Origin of the sequence: Actinosynnema sp. NPDC023658 (genome assembly GCF_040639995.1) — a bacterium.
GTDB lineage: Bacteria > Actinomycetota > Actinomycetes > Mycobacteriales > Pseudonocardiaceae > Actinosynnema.
Window position 1 is genome coordinate 1 of record NZ_JBFAAX010000474.1, and the last position, 4,542, is coordinate 4,542.

The window sequence follows — 4,542 nt, forward strand, 5'->3', positions numbered from 1 at the left end:
ACGCTCGGAACACGGCCAGGCCGTCCTGAGCGTTCAACTCGGTGGTCCTGGACGTAGGACACGGTCGTTCCGGGCGTAGGACACGCGCGGGTTGGCGAAGTTTCAAACACTTTTTTCGGTTCGGCTTGAACGGACGGCGGGGCTGTCTCGTTCAGACCGGGTGACCACGCCCGGCTGACGAGAGGTTCACACCCTGTGACGGCCATGACCGAGGACCCCGCTGTGCAAGGCCTGCCGCCGGACGACCGTCCGCTGTTCCGACGATTCGGGCGGGGACCGAGCGCCACGCCGCCGTTCCACCGGATACACCACGCCTTCGAGCACCACGTGGCGCGGTCGCCTCACGCGCGGGCGGTCGAGCACGAGGGTCGCTGCCTGACCTACGGCGAGCTCGACCACCGCGCCGACGTCGTCGCGGCCTCCCTGCTCGACGCGGGCGTCCGCCCGGGGGATCACGTCGGGGTGTTCCTGACCCGGTCGATCCACCTGGTCGTCGGCATCCTGGCGGTGCTGAAGGTCGGCGCCGCCTACGTGCCCCAGGACGTCCGCATCACCCCGGCGCCGCACCTGGACCACGTCCTGCGCACCGCCGGCATCGACGTCGTCCTGACCACCGCGGAGCACGCGCCGCGGCTCGCCGCACCGACCGTCCTGGCCCTCGACACCCTGCCGGACCGCCGCGTCGACCCACCGCGGACGGGGGACGGCGAGACCGCCGTCGTCATCTTCACCTCCGGCACGACCGGGGTGCCCAACGGCGTCCGCGTCACCCACGCCAACCTGTGCAACCTCCTGCTGACCGAGCCCGGCTCGCTGGGCATCCGACCGGGCGACCGGGTCGCGCAGCTGCTGAACATCGCGTTCGACATGGCGGTGTGGGAGCTGTTCGGCGCGCTCGCCCACGGCGCGACGTCCGTCATCCGCGGCCGGGACGTCGCACGGGCGGCGAGCACCGCCACCGTCCTCATCGCCACCCCGGGCGTGCTGTCCACAGTGGACCCGGCCGCGTGCCCGGACGTGCGGGTGGTCGCCGTGGCCGGTGAGCGCTGCCCGCAGCCCCTGGCCGACGCCTGGTCCGCCCGCGCGGCGTTCCACAACGCCTGCGGCCCCACGGAAGTCACCATCGTCAACACCGTGCAGCGCTACGACCCGCGCGTGGGCGCGCTGACCATCGGCCGCCCGGTGCCGAACACCACGGTGTACGTGCTGGACGAGGACCTGCGGCCGTGCCCGATCGGCGAGATCGGGGAGATGTGGGCGGGCGGCGCCTGCGTCACGGCGGGCTACCTGGGCAACGACGTGCTGACCGCCCAGCGCTACCGCCCCGACCCGTTCCTCGGCGGCGACCACCTGATGTTCCGCACCCGCGACCTGGGCCGCTGGACGCCCGACGGCGAGCTGGAGCACCACGGCCGCACCGACGACCAGGTCAAGGTGCGCGGCTTCCGGGTCGAGCTGGACGCGGTGACCTCGGCGCTGGAGACGGCCCCGGGCTGCGTCCGCGCGACGACCGTCCTGCACGACGGCCGGCTCGTCGGGTTCGTCAGCCCGGCCACCGTCGCACCCGACGAGGCCCGGGACGCGGTGGCGCGCGCCCTGCCGTACTACTGCGTGCCGACGACGATCGTCCCGGTGGACGACCTGCCGCTGACCGACCGCGGCAAAGTGGACCGGGCCGCCCTGTCGTCCTTGGTGACCGTCGCATGACCACCACGCGTCCGGAGTTACCCGCGGCGCGGTTCAGGCTCAGGTGGAGACGACGGCCGTTCACCCACCACAACCGGCTCGCCGCCGCGGTCGTCCTGGTCAACGCCCTCGTGGCGTTCGGCGTCGACTCCGCGCAGGCGGTCGCGGACCTGGTCGTGGCCAACGTCGCCCTCGCCGTGCTGATCCGCCAGCAGCACGTGGTCAACCTGCTGTTCCGGCTCGCGACCAGCGCGCCGACGACCTGGCCCCTGCGCGTGCGCTGGTCGCTGGGCAAGGTCTACCACTTCGGCGGCCTGCACGTCGGCGCGGCGCTGTGCGCGACCGCGTGGTTCGCGGTGGCGGCCTGGACCCTCCCCGACCCGCTCACGTGGACGATCCTCGCGCTGATGGCCGCGATGGTCGTGTTCGCGCTGCCGGGCCTGCGCGCACGGCGGCACGACGTGTTCGAGCGCGTGCACCGGTTCGCCGGGTGGACGGTGCTCGCCCTGTTCGCGCTGCACTCCTCGCGGCAACCGGACTTCGTCGGCTCCACCCGGTTCTGGCTGCTCCTGCTGGTGGTTGGGAGCGTCGTGCTGCCGTGGACGCGCCTGCGCCGGGTGCCGGTGCGCATCTCCCGGCCGTCGCGGCACGTCGCGCTGGTGTCGTTCGACTACGGCGTCACGCCGTTCGCGGGCTCCTCGACCGCGGTGAGCCGCAACCCGCTGCTGGAGTGGCACTCGTTCGCCAACGTGCCGACCCCGGGCCGCACCGGGTTCCGGCTGACGATCTCCCGCGCGGGCGACTGGACCGGCTCGCTCATCGACGACCTGCCGACCCACCTGTGGGTCAAGGGCGTGCCCACGGCCGGCGTCGGCAACATCGACAAGCTGTTCACCCGCGTGGTGTGGGTGGCCACCGGCAGCGGCATCGGGCCGTGCCTGCCCCACCTGCTGTCGCGGGGGACGCCGTCGCGCCTGGTGTGGTCCACCCGCACCCCGCGCGAGACCTACGGCGACGGGCTGGTGGACGAGATCGAGGCCGTGCAGCCGGACGCGCTGGTCTGGGACACCGTCCGCGACGGCAAGCCGGACCTGGTGGAGCTGGCGCTGCGCGCGCACCGCGAGTTCGGCGCGGAGGCCGTGATCTGCATCTCGAACAAGAAGACGACCTGGCACGTCGTGGAGGAGCTGGAGGCGCGGGGTGTGCCCGCGTTCGGCGCCATCTGGGACTCGTGAGGAGAGCTCGTGGACTACTCGACCTTGCTCATCGAAGAACGGGACGGCGTCACGACGGTCACCGTGTCCCGCCCGCCGGCGCGCAACGCGCTGTCCGGCCGGGTGCTCGCCGAGCTGGACCACTTCCTATCCGGTGTCCTCACCGGACCGGCGCCGGGCGGCATCATCCTCACCGGTGCGCCGGGCCCGGCGTTCATCGCCGGCGCGGACATCCGCGAGATGGCGGCCATGACCCCGGAGGAGGGCGAGCGGTTCGGCTCGCTCGGACAGCGGGTCACCCGGCTGATCGAGGAGGTGCCCTGCCCGGTCGTGGCCTGCGTGGACGGTTACGCGCTCGGCGGCGGCTGCGAGGTGGTGCTGGCGTGCGACTTCGCCTACGCGACCCGGCGCTCGGTGTTCGGCCAGCCGGAGGTGGTGCTCGGCCTGATCCCCGGCTTCGGCGGGTGCGTCCGGCTGCAACGCCTGGTCGGACCCGCGGTCGCGCGCGAGCTGATCTACACCGGCAGGCACGTCGACGCGCCGGAGGCGCTGCGGCTCGGGCTGGTCACTGCGGTGTTCGAGGACCGTGGTGGGATGCTGGCCGCCGCACGCGCGGTGCTCGACCGGGTCGCGGGCAACTCGGCCACGGCGGTCGCGCTGGCCAAGGCCGCGGTCAACGGCTCCCGCGGCGTCACCGTCGCGGCCGGACTGGCCGTCGAGCTGGACGCGTTCCGCGAGGCGTTCACCACCGAGGACGCGCGCGAGGGGACGGCGGCGTTCCTCGCCAAGCGCCCACCCGCGTTCCCGAGCAGGACCCGTCCCGTCAGGACCCCTCCGAGCGTCACCGGGGAACCGCTGCTCCACCACTAGCGAGGAGGTGCGCGATCAACGACAGTCACATTGCCCTGCTGCGCTCCCTCCACGACGAGCACGCCCCCGCGCTCTGGCGGTACGCGCGCCGGCTGACCGGGGACGACGAGCTGTCCCGCGACGTGGTGCAGGAAGTCCTCCTGCGCGCGTGGCGCAACCCCAAGGTGCTGGAACAAGGAGCGACGGCGGCCCGCGCCTGGCTGTACACGGTCGCCCGCAACGTGGTGATCGACGAGCGCCGCAGCGCCCGCGCCCGCTGGGAGGTCGGGTCCGCCCGGCCGCCCGAGCGGGCCCGGTCCGACCCCAGCGACTCGGCTCTGGACGCTTGGCTGGTGGCCGACGTGCTGACCCAGTTGACGCCGGAGCACCGCACGGTGATCGTGCGTGCGTACTACATGGGGCAGTCCGTCGCCGAGCTGGCCGCCGCGTTGGACCTGCCGGAGGGGACCGTGAAGTCCCGCCTGCACTACGGTCTGCGGGCGCTGCGGGTGGCGCTGGAGGAGAAGGGGGTCACCGGACGTTGAGCTCGCCAGTCGATCCGTACCGGGACTGGGGTGCCGCGTACGTCCTGGGTTCGCTGTCGCCCGGCGAACGGCGGGAGTTCGAGGGGCACCTGGCCGGGTGCCCGGAGTGCGCGGGTGACGTGTCGTCGTTCGCGGGCGTGCCCGGCATCCTCTCCGCGGTGCCCCGCGACCGGGCGCTCGACCTGCTGGAACCCGGGACCGACGAGGACGGGCCGCCCGCGACCGTGCTGACCGGCCTGCTGGCGGCC

Annotated in this window: 5 protein-coding genes; all 5 read left to right on the top strand. The window is 73.4% G+C overall.

Translation table 11 applies throughout. The features are described 5' to 3' along the window. Nucleotides 1-204: 204 nt before the first annotated feature. On the top strand, nt 205-1,707 hold the full coding sequence (locus AB0G02_RS29235) for an amino acid adenylation domain-containing protein (protein WP_360800083.1): 1,503 nt from the start codon (nt 205-207) through the stop codon (nt 1,705-1,707). Then, entirely contained in the window at nt 1,704-2,921 is a 1,218-nt protein-coding gene (locus tag AB0G02_RS29240) for a hypothetical protein (protein ID WP_360800086.1), read from the top strand. Before AB0G02_RS29235 ends, AB0G02_RS29240 begins: the two co-directional genes overlap by 4 nt. Before the next feature lie 9 nt (nt 2,922-2,930). Further along, a complete protein-coding gene (locus AB0G02_RS29245) occupies nt 2,931-3,770 on the top strand; it encodes an enoyl-CoA hydratase-related protein (protein ID WP_360800088.1) in 840 nt (279 codons plus the stop codon). Nucleotides 3,771-3,799: 29 nt separating this feature from the next. Beyond that, nucleotides 3,800-4,294, top strand: a complete 495-nt coding sequence (locus tag AB0G02_RS29250; RefSeq protein ID WP_360800094.1) for a sigma-70 family RNA polymerase sigma factor — start codon at nt 3,800-3,802, stop codon at nt 4,292-4,294. Beyond that, nucleotides 4,291-4,542 (top strand): zf-HC2 domain-containing protein (locus tag AB0G02_RS29255; protein ID WP_360800091.1); only part of this gene is annotated, 252 nt, incomplete at its 3' end. The genes AB0G02_RS29250 and AB0G02_RS29255, both read left to right, overlap by 4 nt.